Genomic DNA, 14,212 nt, shown 5'->3' on the forward strand with positions numbered 1-14,212 from the left:
CTCATGGGGCTGGGGCATGTCATCACGTTCACATACTCCAGCCCTCGCACACCGGGAAACCGAAAGATCACCCAACGTGATCTAGCCATGTAGTACTAGGCGACGTCGTCGCCGCGCATCCGCCGGTCGAGATCACGAAGGAAGTCGGGGTCGTCGTCCGGGCCCTTCGGTGTGCCCGGACCCGGTGACACGGGCCACGCCGCGCGCGGGGCCCGTGGACGGCCACGCGCCATCCACACCAGGCCGCCGAGCAACGGGATGAGCACGACGATCAGGATCCAGAGAGCTTTTGGTACGTTCCTCACCTCATCTTCCGGCGAGGTGACCACGTCGAACAATGAGAAGAGCCAGAAGGCCAGCAGCGCCAGGCCGATCAGAACACCTGCCATGCCCCGAACTGTAAGCCATGTTCCGGCGTGATCGTGCTGCCCGATGTCCCATTTCGGGTGACTAGCGGAAGATCGGCGTCGTACCGTGGAAGCCGATGCGACGGTGTCCACGGGGCTCCACTGGCGTTGAGGGGTGCGATGGCCTTTTCTTCCGACAAGGGAGCGGGCGACAAAGGACGGCATCGGCGCGGACGCTGGTGGCGGCGCGGGTCGTACCTCTTCTCGCGCCGCGTCGAGGCGCCCGCCGACGCCGACCGCTCTTTCTGGTCCGATACCCGCGACCGGCTCCAGGGGAGCAGGCGGCGCGGCGGCCCGGAGCGGCGGCGCGGGCCCGGCGGCGAGCGTCCCGGCGGGGAGCCTCATCGGCTGGCGTGGCCGGGCGAGCGCGAGCGGGGAAGAGCTTCCAGCGAGCCCGACAGGGTTATGTGGCCCGGAGGTGACGCGCCGGAGCGCGGCGGGGTGCGCCCGTACGGCGGATCCGGGCGGGCCGACGGGCGTGAGCGCGCGGCCGGGGCGGGCGAGCAGGGGCGTCCCCCCGAGACGAGCTGGGACGGCTTCTCGTTACGCGAACGCGGCGAACGCCTGCCCGCCGCCGTCGTGGTCGACCGCGCCCGCTACACCTGGGACGACTTCCAACTCCCCGACGAGCCGCTCAGAGCCCGCCCGCACCGCCCCGACGCGCCCTCGCTGGGCGACGGCCTGCGCCACTGCGGCAGACTGGAGACGATCCTGCACCGCCAGTGGGACTCCACCCTGGGCCCGCCGCCGGCGGAGGTCATCAGGGCGGTGGAGAGCCTGGCCCGGCTGCCCGAGCGGTTGAAGGACCTGCTCGCGTCGAGGCTCGAGGGCATCTACATCGGCCCGGGAGGCGTGCCCGACCTCGACGACATGGCCTACTTACGCGGCGCGCCGCTCCCGTCGGGCCGCGCGACCTGGGACATCTGCGCGGGCGCGTACGGCGACCGGAAGATCGTCGTGGGGGACCGGCCCTCGCCCACCCCTGACGTGATGATGCACGAGGTCGGCCACGCCATCGACGACGTGGACTCGGCGTACGGCGACTGGGTCTCGGACTCGCCGGAGTTCACGCGCCTGTACGAGACGGCGGTCCCGCTGCTGGCCTCGACCTTCCACCGTCAGGGAGGCGGGCTGGGCCGCAAGGAGTTCTTCGCCGACGCCTTCGCCGCCATCGCCGCGCGCCGGCGTCCGGCCCTCGTGGACATGCTCGGGGGCGACACGCGGATGGCGCTCGAGATCATGCTGTTCTTCAACCGGCGTTACGGAATCTAGGTGATCGGCCAATGTACGTGATCCGGCTCGCGGACGGGACGTTGCGCGTACCGCAGAGCCTGACCAGCGAGGACGGGCGGCTCATCGGCAACGCCTACGTCGAGGTCCAGCCCGATGACCCCGACTACGAGCAGTGGTTGCCGGAGTCGCTGACGGAGGAGGAGGCCGAACTGCGCCGCCGCCGCTGGGAAGAGGAGAACGACGACCTGGAGCAGGAGTTCCTGGCCTTCAAGGAGCGGCAGGAGGACGCCTCGTAGAGACCGCCGGACAGGCGCCAGCCACGGTCGGCGGTTGGCGCCGCTCCGATGCCTCCCGAACTGCCGTGTGCGCGAAAAGCATGTGAAACAGTGGTTCCGCCAGCGGTGATCCTGGCGGGGAGGGCCGCTGTTCGTGCGGCCCGCCATACAGGATCACCGACTTGACGGAACGTCAGACGCGCGGGGACTCACCTGCCGGCCTGTCGGCCGTGAGAACGTCCTCGCCTCGGAGAAGGGCGTGCACTTCCGACTCGCGGAAACGCCGGTGCCCTCCGGGGGTGCGGATACTGCTGATGCGGCCTGCCGCTGCCCAGCGTGTAACCGTCTTTGGGTCTACCCGGAAGAGGGCGGCAACCTCTCCTGGGGTCAGCAGACGCTCGCTGCTACTCTCCACCAATCTCTCCCCCTCGCATCCCGCTTCCTGCCAGCGGGCGGACAGGTAACCAGTGTGTCGAGCGAAGCCTGATTTATCCGTGGTTTTCGACAAAGATCACGGGTTGTTATCGGCTGACTGCCCGATTGTTATATGATAGAGCCTCTTTGGGGCTCTCGTGGGTGTTTCTTTACGAAACTCCCTAACTGGGAACAGTAGCAGTGCTCGCGTCCGATGCGAAGAGCGACCGCTGCACAGGTCCGAGTAACCTCGAACCTGTGCGTCCTGTTCTCGTTTACACCGCGTCGCGGATCGGCTTGTTTCTCGTGACCCTGGGTGTCCTGTACCTGCTCGGCCTACAAAACCAGCTGATCCTCATCGCCACTTCATTCTTGATCAGCGGCATAGCCAGCTACGTGTTGCTGTCCAAGCAGCGTGACGCCGTGAGTGCGCGTCTCAGCGACAGGATCGACCAGCCGAAGCCGCAAGACGACTAGGACCGGGGGAACATGCCAATCCGGGCATGGTACTCCCGTCCGAGTCTCGTTGTGTCACTACCGACAAGTAGTCCACTGCTGTGCGGGTAAAACGCCTTCACGCCGATGCCGCGCTCCCGCGTGGGATTCCAAGAGAGGGCCTTTCCGGTGGTCGGATGAATGGCGCCGATCCCCGGACGTGACACCGCGCCCGGCCCCGCCGAGTCGCGGCCCTCCGGATTGTCCAGCCAGCGCTGGTGGCCGCCGACGTACACCGCCGCGCCCGTCACCGCGACCGCGTAGAGCGAGTCGCCCCCGGTGCTGTTGACCCAGGTCGGGCGGATGGCCGAGCCCTTGGCGTAGGTCTCGAAGCGGGCCGCGGTGTCGCAGATGCCGCCCTTGGCGCCGCCCGTGGTGACGACCACGAAATAGCGTCCGTCGGGGGAGAAGTCGAGGCCGCGCACGTAGGAGGGGAAGGAGGTGCTGCACTTGCGCGCGTAGGTGTCGGTACGCCAGGGGTCCACCTTCGCGGTCAGGCCGCTGACGTCGATCAGGCCGAGCTGGGGCCGGGAACGGCCGTCCAGGGTGGTGAACGAGCCGTCCACGACGAGCCTGCCGCCGGAGACGGCCAGCGCGTACACCTTCACCCGCGAGCCCACGGGCGCGTCCGGTTCGACGGTGAACCCGGGGTCGGGGGCGCCGGTGCCGGCGTCCAGCCTGGCCAGCGCGGCGCGCGGGCTGACGAAGTCGCCGCCGACGTAGAGCTTGGAGCCCTGGCGGGCCAGCGTGGTCACCATCCCTCCGCCGATGCCCGGCTGGAAGCCGGAGTCGAGGGCGCCGTCGGAGACCCGCAGTCTGGCCAGGCCGCGGGCCCGCTGGTTGTCGACGCCATGGAACTCGCCGCCGACGTAGACGGTGCCGCGCTCGCCGGCCGCCAGCCCGTAGACCGGGCCGGCCACGCTCGGCGCGAAGTCCGCCAGGACGCGGCCGGTCACCAGGTCGTAGGCGAACAGGTTGGCGCGGGCGAACACCGTCCTGCGGGAGGCGTCGCTCACCTCGCTGAACGAGCCGCCGACGACGACGGTGCGGCCGACGACGGTGATGGCGTTGACGATGCCGTCGAGCACGTGGGGGGTGCTGTCGATCGGGTCGGCCGACACGACGCGCGCGTGCGCGACCGGGGCCGAGGCGATGATCGCCGCAAGGGCGACACGGGCAAACATTCCCCAACAACTAGCAGACGGTGGGTAGTCATGTGACTACTTTCCGTCGATTGTCCCAGATGGGTATGACCGCGAGCCCGCGGACGCGTCCCAATAGGCTGTGAGCCATGACGCGCGCTCAGTTGGACAAGAGACCGGACGAGGTCGCGGCGATGTTCGATCGCACCGCCCGGCGCTACGACCTGGTCAACGACGTGATCTCCCTCGGGCAGGTACGCCTCTGGCGCAGGGCGGTGGCCGCCGCCGTCGACGCCGGGCCCGGGGAACTCGTCCTCGACCTGGGGGCGGGCACCGGCACGTCCACCGACGCGTTCACCACCCTGGGAGCGCGGGCGATCGCCTCCGACTTCTCGCTCGGCATGCTGCGCACGGGCGTGCGGCGGCACGGCGGCAACGCGCTGTCGGGGCCGGGGGTGCCGTTCGTGGCGGGTGACGCGCTGCGGTTGCCGTTCGCCGACGACTCGTTCGACGCGGTGACGATCTCGGTGGCGCTGCGCAATGTGCACGACACCTCCCTGGCGCTGCGGGAGATGTTGCGGGTGACCAGGCCGGGCGGGCGGCTGGTGATCCTGGAGTTCTCGCACGTGCCGTTCGGCCCGTTCGACATGGTCTACCGCGAGTATCTGATGCGGATGCTGCCGAAGGTGGCCAAGGTGTTCGGGTCCAACGACGACTCCTACGAATATCTGGCCGAGTCGATCAGAGACTGGCCCGACCAGCCGACTCTGGCCGGGAAGATCCAGGGCGCCGGCTGGGAGCGGGTGGCCTGGCGCAATCTCACGATGGGGATCGTGGCCATGCACCGGGGGTTCAAGCCCGCCTGAGCCCGGCGGGCCCCGCGGTCCGGTCGCTCGCGTATGGCGAAAATCGTCATTTCGACATGGCCGCATTTCTGTGCCGCGGCGGGCCGGGGATGTGCGAGCGCGGCTCCGTGCATTTTCCGGGGGATGAGTCCGGGATTCCCCATGCCGGGCCGGCGCCTGGAGAACGGCTCGATATCGATATTCCCCGTTTTTCGGCCCGGCGGAAGCCCTGTCCGGCGACGGAGCATCACGGGACCGCATCGGCTCGCCGGCGGGCTCCGAGCCTCCGGGAGCCTGCTGCTAGCGTGACGATCATGACTGCGCGGCCTCAGGCGACACGCCGTCCACAGGGATCACAGAACCGCACCCCGACTGCCACTATGTACACGAAAAGCAGTAGACTGCGGGCCGGTAAGTTTGTGAAGGGGTTCACAAAGGAACGAAGGCGCGACACCCCACGGCCTTCGAGCGTGTAGGGACAGGACAGTCCAGTGACCGTGCCAACAGCCATACAGGCTGACGCCGACGTCATCGTCGTCGGCGCCGGTCCAGCCGGTTCCGCAACCGCCTTTCACCTCGCGCAGGCCGGGCTCGACGTGTTGCTCCTGGAGAAGACCAGGTTCCCCCGCGAGAAGGTCTGTGGCGACGGATTGACCCCGCGAGCGGTCAAGCAGTTGCAGAACATGGGCGTCGACATCGACGCGCCCGGCTGGGTCAGGAACAAGGGCCTGCGCGTCGTCGGCGGCGGGCTGCGCTTCGAGCTCGACTGGCCAAGCCTGGAGCGGTTCCCCGACTTCGGGCTCGTCCGCACCCGCCAGGACTTCGACCAGATCCTCGCCGCCAACGCGGTCAAGAACGGCGTGCGCCTCATGGAGGGCGTCACCGTCACGGGCCCCGTGCTCGACGACCGCAGCGGCCACATCGTGGGCGTGACCACCAAGGACGGCCGCGAGTTCCGCAGCCGCGTGGTCGTGGCGGCCGACGGCAACAGCACCCGCCTGGCCCTGGGCATGGGCCTGCACAAGCGGGAGGACCGCCCGATGGGCGTGGCCGTTCGGACGTACTTCGAGAGCCCGCGCCACGACGACGACTACCTCGAGACCTGGCTGGAGCTGTGGGACGGCGACACGCTGCTGCCCGGCTACGGCTGGGTGTTCGGCGTCGGCGACGGCACCGCCAACGTCGGTCTGGGCCTGCTCAACACCAGCGCCCAGTTCAAGAACATCGACTACCGCGACCTGCTGCGCCGCTGGTGCCGGTCGATGCCGGCCGACTGGGGCTTCACCGAGGAGAACATGACGGCCCCGATCCGCGGCGCCGCGCTCCCGATGGCCTTCAACAGGCAGCCCCACTACACCCGCGGGCTCGTGCTCGTGGGAGACTCCGGCGGATCGATCAACCCCTTCAACGGTGAAGGCATCGCCTACGCCATGGAGACCGGGGAGATCGCCGGGGAAATCATCGCCAAGGCACTCAAGGACGCCACCCCCGCTCAGCAGGAGCGGACGCTGCGGACCTATCCTCGGGTGCTGAAGGACGCCTACGGCGGTTACTTCACGCTCGGAAAGTGGTTCGTCGAGGCGATCGGCAAGCCGGGCGTGATGACCTTCGGCACCAGGCACGGGCTGCCCCACCCGAGGCTGATGCGCTTCGCGCTCAAACTCCTTGGTAATCTCACCGACCGGCGAGGCGATGCGTCCGACATGATCATCAACGCACTCTCGAAGGTCGCCCCACCAGCATGACTCTCGCAATCATCAGATCCGGCTGCGCGCCCGCGCGCGCGGCGACTCCAGAGGAGGCGTAGCGATGGACCTTTACGTGCCCATCCTGGTGCTCGCCGTTCTCGCGGGGGGCTTCGCGATCTTCTCGGTCGCCATCGCTCCCTTCACCGGTCCCAAGCGCTGGAACCGCGCCAAGCTCGACGCCTACGAATGCGGCATCGAGCCCACGCCCCAGCCGGTCGGTGGCGGACGGTTCCCGCTCAAATACATGATCACGGCGATGCTCTTCATCGTCTTCGACATCGAGATCATCTTCCTATACCCGTGGGCCGTCTCGTTCGCGCCGCAGACAGACGACCTCGGCCGCGTGCTCGCCTCGGGCCTCGGCCTGTTCGCGCTCGTCGAGATGCTGCTGTTCATCGTCACCGTGCTCGTGGCCTACGCGTACGTGTGGCGCCGCAAGGGTCTGGAGTGGGACTGACAATGGGAATCGAAGAGAAACTCCCCAGCGGGTTCATCCTCAGCACGGTCGAAGCGGCCGCGGGATGGGCGCGCAAGAACTCCGTGTGGCCGGCCACCTTCGGCCTCGCATGTTGCGCCATCGAGCTGATGGCCACCGGCGGCCCCCACTACGACCTGGCGCGCTTCGGGATGGAGCGCGCTTCGGCGTCTCCCCGGCAGGCCGACCTGATGATCGTGGCCGGGCGCGTGTCGCAGAAGATGGCACCCGTCCTGCGCCAGATCTACGACCAGATGGCCGAGCCCAAGTGGGTCATCTCCATGGGCGTGTGCGCCTCCAGCGGCGGCATGTTCAACAACTACGCCATCGTGCAGGGCGTCGACCACGTCGTGCCCGTCGACATCTACCTGCCCGGCTGCCCGCCCCGGCCCGAGATGCTGATCGACGCCATCGTCAAGCTGCACGACAAGATCCAGAACACGAAGTTCGGCGCGCACCGCGCCAAGCAGATCGAGGAGCTCGAACTGCAGGCGCTGCGTACGCTGCCGCTGATCGACCAGGGGGCCGCGAAGTGACCTCGCCCGACAACCTGCCCGGCAGCCCGGAAGGCGGACAGGCCCCCGAGGCGGCGGTCCCCGCGGTGCCGGAGGCCCCCGTCGCCCGGCACGGCATGTTCGGCGCCCAGGACAGCGGCGACACCTCCGGTTACGGCGGCCTCGTCGTCCGCCGGGCGCCCCAGATCTCCACGCCCCGCCCGTACGGGAGCTACTTCGACGAGATCGTCGACGCCCTCGCGCTCGACGACGCGATCGAGCGGGTGGTCGTCGACCGCGGCGAGCTGACCCTGCACGTCAAGCGTGAGCGCCTGGTCGAGGTCTGCCAGAAGCTGCGCGACGACCCGGCCCTGCGCTTCGAGCTGTCGCTCGGCGTGTCCGGGGTGCACTACCCGCACCTGACGGGCGAGGAGTTGCACGCCGTCCTGCACCTGTGCTCGATCACCCACAACCGGCGGGTGCGCGTCGAGGCCAGCGCCCCCGACTCCGACCCGCACATTCCATCGACGGTCAGCGTTTACCCTGGTCACGACTGGCACGAGCGTGAGACGTACGACTTCTTCGGGATCGTCTTCGACGGTCATCCCGGGCTCACGCGGATCATGATGCCGGACGACTGGGACGGTCACCCCCAGCGGAAGGACTACCCGCTGGGCGGCATCCCGGTCGAGTACCGCGGCGCCACGATCCCCTCGCCTGACCACAGAAGGAGCTATTCATGAGCACCGCTTATGACGAGGCGACGGAGGGCAAGGTCTATTCGGTCAACGGGGCCGACTGGGACCAGGTCGTCACCGGCGTGCGCGACTCCGAGGAAGAGCGCCTGGTCGTCAACATGGGCCCGCAGCACCCCTCCACCCACGGCGTGCTCCGGCTGGTCCTGACCCTCGACGGCGAGACGGTCACCGAGGCGCGCGGCGTCATCGGCTACCTGCACACCGGCATCGAGAAGAACATCGAGTACCGGACGTGGACCCAGGGCACCACGTTCGTCACCCGCATGGACTACCTCTCGCCGATCTTCAACGAGACCGCCTACTGCCTCGGTGTGGAGAAGCTGCTCGGCATCACCGACCGCGTCCCCGAGCGGGCGCAGGCCATCCGCGTGATGATGATGGAGCTCAACCGCATCGCCTCGCACCTGGTGGCCATGGGCACGTTCGGCATGGAGCTGGGCGCGACCACGCCGTTCCTGTTCGGGTACCGCGATCGTGAAATGATCATGGACCTGTTCGAGTACATCACCGGCCTGCGCATGAACCACGCCTACATCCGCCCCGGCGGCGTCAGCGTGGACCTGCCCGCCGGCGCGGTCGACAAGGTCGGCGAGTTCCTCAAGGAGATGCCCAAGCGGATCAAGGACATCCGCAAGCTCCTCGACGAGAACCCCGTCTACGTGCGCCGCACCAAGGACGTCGCCTACCTCGACCTGACCGGCTGCATGGCGCTCGGCGTCACCGGGCCCATCCTGCGCGCCGCCGGCCTCCCCTGGGACCTGCGCAAGTCGCAGCCCTACTGCGGTTACGAGACCTACGAGTTCGACGTCGCCACCGAGCGCGGCTGCGACGTGTACTCGCGCTACCTCGTCCGCATGCGGGAGATGGAGGAGTCCCTCAAGATCGTCGAGCAGGCGCTGGACCGCATCGCCGGTCCGCTCAAGGGCGACCCGGTGATGATCGAGGACAAGAAGATCGGCTGGCCCGCCCAGCTCGCGCTCGGCCCCGACGGGTTCGGCAACTCGCCCGACCACATCGCCCACATCATGGGCTCCTCGATGGAGGCCCTCATCCACCACTTCAAGCTGGTGACCGAGGGCTTCAGGGTGCCGGCCGGGCAGGCGTACGCCAGCATCGAATCGCCCAAGGGCGAACTCGGCGCCCACGTCGTCAGCGACGGAGGCACCCGCCCCTACCGGGTGCACTTCCGCGAGCCGTCCTTCTGCAACCTGCAGAGCTTCCCCGCGATGGCGGAAGGCGGCCAGATCGCCGACGTGATCGCCGCTGTGGCTTCTATCGACCCCGTCATGGGAGGTGTGGACCGGTGACTTATTCACCGGAGGTCCGTGAGCGTCTGGAGCGGGACGCCAAGGAGATCATCGGGCGCTACCCCAAGACCCGCTCCGCGCTGCTGCCGCTGCTCCACCTCGTGCAGTCGGAGGACGGCTACGTCTCCGACGACGGCCAGGAGTTCTGCGCCGAGCTGCTCGGCGTCAGCAAGGCCGAGGTCACCGGCGTCGCGACCTTCTACACCATGTACAAGCGCAAGCCCGCCGGCGACTTCCACGTCGGTGTGTGCATCAACGCGCTGTGCGCGGTCATGGGTGGCGACCAGATCTGGGAGGAGCTCTCCGAGCACGTCGGCGTGGGTCACGAGGAGGCGACCCCGGACGGCAAGATCTCGCTGGAGCGCCTGGAGTGCAACGCGGCCTGCGACTTCGCCCCGGTCATGATGGTCAACTGGGAGTTCTTCGACAACCAGACGCCCGAGTCGGCCAAGCAGCTCGTGGACGACCTGCGTGACGGCAAGGACGTACGGCCCACGCGCGGCCCGAAGAAGCTGTGCACCTTCAAGGACGCCTCGCGCGTGCTCGCCGGCCTGCCCGACGACCTCGCGGGCGACGGCCCCTCGGCCGCGGGCGCCTCGCTGGAGGGCCTGAAGGTCGCCAAGGCCAAGGGATGGAAGGCCCCCGAAGCATGAGCACGACTTTGACACCGGTCCTGACCGCGAACTGGGACCAGCCGAACTCCTTCACCCTCGACGTCTACGGCGAGTACGAGGCGGCGAAGAAGGCCCTCGGCATGGACCCCGACGCGGTCATCCAGACCGTCAAGGACTCGGGCCTGCGCGGCCGCGGCGGCGCGGGCTTCCCGACCGGCATGAAGTGGGGCTTCATCCCCCAGGGCGACGGCAAGCCGCACTACCTCGTCGTCAACGCCGACGAGTCGGAGCCGGGCACCTGCAAGGACATCCCGCTGATGATGGCCAACCCGCACGCGCTGGTCGAGGGCATCATCATCACCTCGTACGCGATCCGGGCCAACCACGCCTTCATCTACGTGCGCGGCGAGGTGCTCCACGTCATCCGGCGGTTGCACGCGGCCGTGCGGGAGGCGTACGAGAAGGGTTACCTCGGCACCGACATCTTCGGCTCCGGTTACGACCTGGAGCTCGTCGTGCACAGCGGGGCCGGCGCCTACATCTGCGGCGAGGAGACGGCGCTGCTCGACTCGCTCGAGGGCTTCAGAGGTCAACCGCGGCTCAAGCCCCCGTTCCCGGCCGTGGCGGGCCTGTACGCCTCACCGACTGTCGTGAACAACGTCGAGTCGATCGCCAGTGTTCCCTCGATCGTCGCCAACGGCGCCGACTGGTTCGCCGGCATGGGCACCGAGAAGTCCAAGGGCTTCGGCATCTTCTCCCTCAGCGGCCACGTCACCAGGCCCGGCCAGTACGAGGCCCCGCTCGGCATCACGCTGCGTGAGCTGCTCGACATGGCCGGCGGCATCCGCGAGGGGCACCAGATCAAGTTCTGGACCCCGGGCGGCTCCTCGACGCCGATCTTCACCGAAGAGCACCTCGACGTGCCGCTCGACTTCGAGGCGGTCGGCGCCAAGGGCTCCATGCTCGGCACCCGCGCGCTGCAGATCTTCGACGAGACCACCTGCGTGGTCCGCACGGTGCTGCGCTGGACCGAGTTCTACGCCCACGAGTCCTGCGGCAAGTGCACGCCCTGCCGCGAGGGCACGTACTGGCTCAAGCAGGTGCTCAAGCGCCTGGACAAGGGTCAGGGCACCGAGGAGGATCTGGCCACGATCACCGACATCGCGGACAACATCCTGGGCCGCTCGTTCTGCGCACTCGGTGACGGCGCGACCAGCCCGATCCACTCTTCGGTGAAGTACTTCCGCGAGGAGTACCTCAAGCACTTCGAGATCGGCGGCTGCCCGTTCGACCCGAAGAAGTCCACTCTCTGGGGTGAGCAGTGACCGTCGTAGAGACAGAAGTGAACCTGGTGACCCTGAGCATCGACGGGTTCCAGGTCAGCGTCCCCAAGGGCACGTTGATCATCAGAGCCGCCGAGCTGCTGGGCATCCAGATCCCCAGGTTCTGCGACCACCCGCTGCTCGACCCGGCGGCCAACTGCCGCCAGTGCCTGGTCGACATCCCCGACGCCGGCAACGGCCGCGGTTTCCCCAAGCCGCAGCCGTCGTGCGCGATCGAGGTCGCCGAGGGCATGGTGGTGCAGACCCAGCTCACCTCGCCGGTCGCCGAGAAGGCGCAGCGCGGGGCCATGGAGCTGCTGCTCATGAACCACCCGCTCGACTGTCCCGTCTGCGACAAGGGCGGCGAGTGCCCCCTGCAGAACCAGGCCATGTCCAACGGCCAGGGCGAGTCCCGCTTCCAGGAGCAGAAGCGCACCTTCCCCAAGCCGCTGCCGCTGTCCACGCAGGTCCTGCTCGACCGCGAGCGCTGCGTGCAGTGCGCGCGCTGCATCCGCTTCTCCGACCAGATCGCCGGTGACCCGCTCATCGAGTTCTTCGAGCGCGGGGCCAAGGAGCAGGTGCGGACGGCCGACGGCAAGCCGTTCAACTCCTACTTCTCCGGCAACACGGTGCAGATCTGCCCGGTCGGCGCGCTCACCGGCGCCGCCTACCGCTTCCGCGCCCGCCCGTTCGACCTGGTCTCCACCCCCAGCGCGTGCGAGCACTGCGCCTCCGGGTGCGGCCAGCGCACCGACCACCGGCGCGGCCGGGTCACCCGCCGCCTGGCGGGCAACGACCCGCAGGTGAACGAGGAGTGGAACTGCGACAAGGGCCGCTGGGCGTTCACCTACGCCACGCAGCCCGACCGGCTCAAGCAGCCGCTGGTCCGCAACGAGGAGGGCGTGCTCGTGCCCGCCTCGTGGCCGGAGGCGCTGACGGTGGCCGCCCGGGGCCTGGCCAAGGCCCGTGGCAAGGCCGGCGTGCTGGTCGGCGGCCGGGCCACGGTCGAGGACGCCTACGCCTACGCCAAGTTCGCCAGGGTCGCGCTCGGCACCAACGACGTCGACTTCCGCGCCCGGCCGCACTCCGCCGAGGAGGCGCAGTTCCTGGCCCACGCGGTGGCCGGCAAGGGCATCGAGATCAGCTACACCGACCTTGAGCAGGCCCCGCACGTGCTGCTCGTCGGGTTCGAGCCCGAGGAGGAGTCGCCGATCGTCTTCCTGCGCCTGCGCAAGGCGTGGCAGAAGAAGGGCCTCAAGGTCACCTCGATCGCGCCGTTCGCCACCCCCGGCCTGGCGAAGATGGGCGGCACGCTCGTCCGTACCGCCCCCGGCGCGGAGGCCGACGCGATCGGCGACCTGGTCGGCACGCTGGCCGAGGGCACGATCGTGCTGGCCGGCGAGCGCCTGGCCACGGTGCCCGGCGCGCTGTCGGCGCTGGTCCGCCTCGCCGCCGCCTCCGACGCCCGGATCGCCTGGATCCCGCGCCGGGCCGGTGAGCGCGGCGCCGTCGAGGCCGGCGCGCTGCCCAACCTGCTGCCGATCGGCCGTCCCGTGGACGACGAGAGCGCGCGGGCCGAGGTCGCCAGGGCCTGGAACGTGGGCTTGCTGCCCGCCACGCCCGGCCGCGACACCGCCGGCATCCTCGCCGCCGCCCGCGGCGGCGAACTGGACGCGCTGGTCGTCGCCGGCGTGGACCCCTACGACCTGAGCGACCCGGCGGCGGCGCTCGAAGCGCTCGAGAACACGCCGTTCATCGTCAGCCTGGAGATCCGCGCCAGCGCCGTCACCGACCGCGCCGACGTGGTCCTGCCCGTCGCCGCCGTCCAGGAGAAGGCCGGCACGTTCGTCAACTGGGAGGGCAGGGGCCGCTCGTTCGAGGCGCCGCTGCGCGTGCCCGGCCTGCAGTCCGACCTCGCCGTGATCGGCAACCTGGCCGACCGGATGGACGTGCACCTCGGCCTGCCGGACGCCAAGTCCGCCCGGCGCGAGCTGTCCGGGCTCGGCTCGTGGCGCGGCAGCCGCGTCAGCGCGCCGGTCGCCCTGGCCCGCGCCGTGGACGTGCCCGAGCCGGGCCAGGCGCTGCTGGCCACCTGGCACCTGCTGCTCGACGAGGGCAGGCTCCAGGACGGCGAACCCTACCTCGCGGGCACCGCCCGCCCCGCCGAGGCGCTGGTCTCGCAGGGCACCGCGGCCGAGCTCGGCGTCACCGACGGCGACAAGCTCGTCGTCGGCGACCCGGCGGCCGGCAGCGTGACCCTGCCGGTGCGCATCGCCGACCTGCCCGACCGCGTGGTCTGGGTGCCGGCGAACTCCGGCGGCTGCTCGGTCACGCGTGACCTGCGCGTGCCGGCCGGCGACATCGTCACGATCGGGAGCGCCTCATGAGCCCCACTCTGGAGAACTTCGGCCACGATCCGATCTGGATCACCATCATCAAGGCCGTGATGCTGTTCGCGTTCCTGATGCTGGGCATCCTGATGGGCGTCTGGTTCGAGCGCAAGCTGATCTCGCGGATGCAGCACCGCTACGGCCCCAACCGGGCCGGCAAGTTCGGTCTGCTGCAGTCCGTGGCCGACGGCCTGAAGATGGGGCTGAAGGAGGACATCTTCCCGCGGACCGTGGACAAGGTGCTCTACCTGCTCGCGCCCGTGATCATGGTGGTGCCGGCGTTCCTGGCCTTC

16 protein-coding genes are annotated in these 14,212 nt (G+C 69.2%); 13 read left to right on the top strand and 3 right to left on the bottom strand.

Annotation, left to right across the window (positions count from 1 at the left end; translation table 11 throughout):
- Nucleotides 1–95: 95 nt before the first annotated feature.
- Entirely contained in the window at nt 96–389 is a 294-nt protein-coding gene (locus tag FAF44_RS46695) for a PLD nuclease N-terminal domain-containing protein (protein WP_237109904.1), read from the bottom strand.
- A 138-nt stretch (nt 390–527) separates the two neighbouring features.
- Between FAF44_RS46695 and FAF44_RS46700 the strand changes: the two genes are divergently transcribed.
- Both FAF44_RS46700 and FAF44_RS46705 read left to right on the top strand, forming a co-directional pair.
- Nucleotides 528–1,679 (top strand): hypothetical protein, encoded by a 1,152-nt coding sequence (locus tag FAF44_RS46700; protein WP_237109905.1) that lies wholly within the window; start codon nt 528–530, stop codon nt 1,677–1,679.
- 11 nt (nt 1,680–1,690) lie between these two features.
- Nucleotides 1,691–1,936 (top strand): hypothetical protein, encoded by a 246-nt coding sequence (locus tag FAF44_RS46705; RefSeq protein WP_237109906.1) that lies wholly within the window; start codon nt 1,691–1,693, stop codon nt 1,934–1,936.
- A 172-nt stretch (nt 1,937–2,108) separates the two neighbouring features.
- On the opposite strand, the gene FAF44_RS46710 is transcribed toward FAF44_RS46705, so the two are convergent.
- On the bottom strand, nt 2,109–2,330 hold the full coding sequence (locus FAF44_RS46710; RefSeq protein WP_026214226.1) for a BldC family transcriptional regulator: 222 nt from the start codon (nt 2,328–2,330) through the stop codon (nt 2,109–2,111).
- Nucleotides 2,331–2,587: 257 nt separating this feature from the next.
- On the opposite strand from FAF44_RS46710, the gene FAF44_RS46715 reads away from it, so the two are divergent.
- Nucleotides 2,588–2,806, top strand: coding sequence for a DUF4229 domain-containing protein (locus FAF44_RS46715; protein ID WP_237109907.1), 219 nt, complete (start codon nt 2,588–2,590; stop codon nt 2,804–2,806).
- On the opposite strand, the gene FAF44_RS46720 is transcribed toward FAF44_RS46715, so the two are convergent.
- A complete protein-coding gene (locus tag FAF44_RS46720; protein WP_237109908.1) occupies nt 2,803–4,008 on the bottom strand; it encodes a delta-60 repeat domain-containing protein in 1,206 nt (401 codons plus the stop codon). The two genes, FAF44_RS46715 and FAF44_RS46720, sit on opposite strands and share 4 nt — an antisense overlap.
- A gap of 107 nt (nt 4,009–4,115) precedes the next feature.
- On the opposite strand from FAF44_RS46720, the gene FAF44_RS46725 reads away from it, so the two are divergent.
- The 10 genes from FAF44_RS46725 to FAF44_RS46770 form a co-directional block, all read left to right on the top strand.
- Nucleotides 4,116–4,832, top strand: coding sequence for a demethylmenaquinone methyltransferase (locus FAF44_RS46725; RefSeq protein ID WP_237109909.1), 717 nt, complete (start codon nt 4,116–4,118; stop codon nt 4,830–4,832).
- A 470-nt stretch (nt 4,833–5,302) separates the two neighbouring features.
- Nucleotides 5,303–6,556 carry a geranylgeranyl reductase family protein gene (locus FAF44_RS46730; protein ID WP_237109910.1) on the top strand — a complete coding sequence of 418 codons (1,254 nt, stop codon included), beginning with the start codon at nt 5,303–5,305 and terminating at the stop codon, nt 6,554–6,556.
- Nucleotides 6,557–6,620: 64 nt separating this feature from the next.
- Nucleotides 6,621–7,016 (top strand): NADH-quinone oxidoreductase subunit A, encoded by a 396-nt coding sequence (locus FAF44_RS46735; protein WP_237109911.1) that lies wholly within the window; start codon nt 6,621–6,623, stop codon nt 7,014–7,016.
- Nucleotides 7,017–7,018: 2 nt separating this feature from the next.
- Nucleotides 7,019–7,570, top strand: coding sequence for an NADH-quinone oxidoreductase subunit B family protein (locus FAF44_RS46740; RefSeq protein ID WP_237109912.1), 552 nt, complete (start codon nt 7,019–7,021; stop codon nt 7,568–7,570).
- Nucleotides 7,571–7,665: 95 nt separating this feature from the next.
- Entirely contained in the window at nt 7,666–8,271 is a 606-nt protein-coding gene (locus FAF44_RS46745; RefSeq protein ID WP_237109918.1) for an NADH-quinone oxidoreductase subunit C, read from the top strand.
- Nucleotides 8,268–9,593 carry an NADH-quinone oxidoreductase subunit D gene (locus FAF44_RS46750; protein WP_237109913.1) on the top strand — a complete coding sequence of 442 codons (1,326 nt, stop codon included), beginning with the start codon at nt 8,268–8,270 and terminating at the stop codon, nt 9,591–9,593. Before FAF44_RS46745 ends, FAF44_RS46750 begins: the two co-directional genes overlap by 4 nt.
- Nucleotides 9,590–10,246: an NADH-quinone oxidoreductase subunit NuoE gene (nuoE, locus tag FAF44_RS46755; protein ID WP_237109914.1), complete on the top strand. Its 657-nt coding sequence runs from the start codon at nt 9,590–9,592 to the stop codon at nt 10,244–10,246. Before FAF44_RS46750 ends, nuoE begins: the two co-directional genes overlap by 4 nt.
- On the top strand, nt 10,243–11,532 hold the full coding sequence (gene nuoF / locus FAF44_RS46760) for an NADH-quinone oxidoreductase subunit NuoF (protein ID WP_237109915.1): 1,290 nt from the start codon (nt 10,243–10,245) through the stop codon (nt 11,530–11,532). Before nuoE ends, nuoF begins: the two co-directional genes overlap by 4 nt.
- A gap of 17 nt (nt 11,533–11,549) precedes the next feature.
- Complete coding sequence (locus FAF44_RS46765) at nt 11,550–13,916, top strand: NADH-quinone oxidoreductase subunit G (protein WP_237109916.1); 2,367 nt, start codon at nt 11,550–11,552, stop codon at nt 13,914–13,916.
- Nucleotides 13,913–14,212, top strand: a 300-nt coding sequence (locus FAF44_RS46770; protein ID WP_237109917.1) for an NADH-quinone oxidoreductase subunit H, incomplete at its 3' end; no start/stop codon positions are given. The genes FAF44_RS46765 and FAF44_RS46770, both read left to right, overlap by 4 nt.

The sequence above is a fragment of the Nonomuraea sp. MG754425 genome, assembly GCF_021699195.1.
GTDB lineage: Bacteria > Actinomycetota > Actinomycetes > Streptosporangiales > Streptosporangiaceae > Nonomuraea.